Genomic DNA, 1419 nt, shown 5'->3' with positions numbered 1-1419 from the left:
CCAGGCCAGTCTTTCCTGCCGAACGAGTAAGTTCGGCACGCCCAGGTACTCTTTGATTCTACCCGGCAGATATTCGGAATAACGGGAGTGACCGAAGCTTCTTGGCTTCTTGTGCCAAGTGCTGATGATGTTTTCCCACGGAAGCGCACGTTTTGTCATCATGTAGGGCCGTTTTTCTTCGTAGAGGATTTCTCCGTAAAGTGAGAGAATCTTCATTGAATCCCACCTTAAGATGGCGCGTACTTGCCCATGACGAGCCCCTGAAGGGACCAAGACTTTCGTCTTATCGATCGTTATTTCGCCGTACTTGTTCACCTTGAACAGTTCTTCTTTGAAGACAGGGAAGTCTTCTTGCGGCAATCGCAATAGATGTCTCTGCTCTTCTTCGAACAACTCACGGATCAGCACATGCTTTTCGTAATGCACTCTCTCCATGTCGTCCCGTAGGGAAACTGCGAGCTGTCGGTTCATCGAATCGTAATCATGCATGACAGGAGCCGGGACAAGAAAATTGTATCGAACGTATCCCACCTTGTTCTCGACACTTCCTTTCTCGTTCCCACTGTAAGGATTACAGCTTTGGACTTGGAAGCCATAATGAGCCATGAACTGCAGGAAAGCATCTGTATAGATCGCCTCTTCTTTCGTCGTTCGCGGTTGGATGACTGCGGCGGGGAGATTATCGATTCTGAGCTGTTGCGGCACACCACCGATTTCTTCAAAAAGCATTTTGAGTCCCGTCAGGAAGCACTCTTGGTTTTCTGCGGGGAGGGCGACGGCTGCAGTGCGGTTGCTGAAGGGCAGACTCATGACGAGGCACTTCACATCGACCGCATGACTATCTTTGACGACTTCCATCGTCCCGAAATCCACCTGCGCCTCACCCGGAGGGTGCTGCAATCGTTCGTGCCTTGTGTCGTTTTCCTCCTCGCTCGTCATATGCCAGCTCTTGATGAAATTGCAGACCGTTCGGTAAGAACCCTCGAATCCGTTCGCCACCAGCGTTTCATAAATCTTTTTATTCGTTCGTCTTAACTTTTTCTGAAGCATCTGATCCTCGGTCAACCAATCCTCGACCATCTCGCCCCATTTTGTTCCGTACATCATGCCCCTCTTGGGGCGAATGGTTTCACTCGGCAATTGAGCTGAATCCGCGTATTTTTTTACTGTCCTCCAATTGAGGTCTAGATTTTTAGCGATTCGATTGATTGAATGTGATTTGTGGTTTCTGAGAAATTTGATACAATTGATATCGGACATTGCTAGCATTCCTTCCATCTCCTAACGTTCTTGTGTCGCAACTTAAACGTTAGGGTGAGATTGTGGTTGCTGGCAAGTCCTTTTTCTTTTCTAAAATAGGAGTGCAGAGTTGTGTACGTTTCCGTTGCACACTTCTGCACTCCTATTTTGCACTACACA

Annotated in this window: 1 protein-coding gene; it reads right to left on the bottom strand. The window is 48.2% G+C overall.

Features of this window, described 5'->3' with window-relative positions; genetic code table 11:
* Positions 1–1269: IS21 family transposase (gene istA, locus EVJ32_RS15855; protein ID WP_161568809.1), on the bottom strand; the 1269-nt coding region annotated here is incomplete at its 3' end.
* Positions 1270–1419 lie beyond the last annotated feature (150 nt).

This window comes from Exiguobacterium sp. SH5S4 (assembly GCF_004337045.1).
In the GTDB taxonomy this organism is placed as follows: domain Bacteria; phylum Bacillota; class Bacilli; order Exiguobacteriales; family Exiguobacteriaceae; genus Exiguobacterium; species Exiguobacterium aurantiacum_A.
The sequence above is the reverse complement of the archived record's forward strand: the minus strand, read 5'-3'. Positions and strand labels throughout refer to the sequence as shown.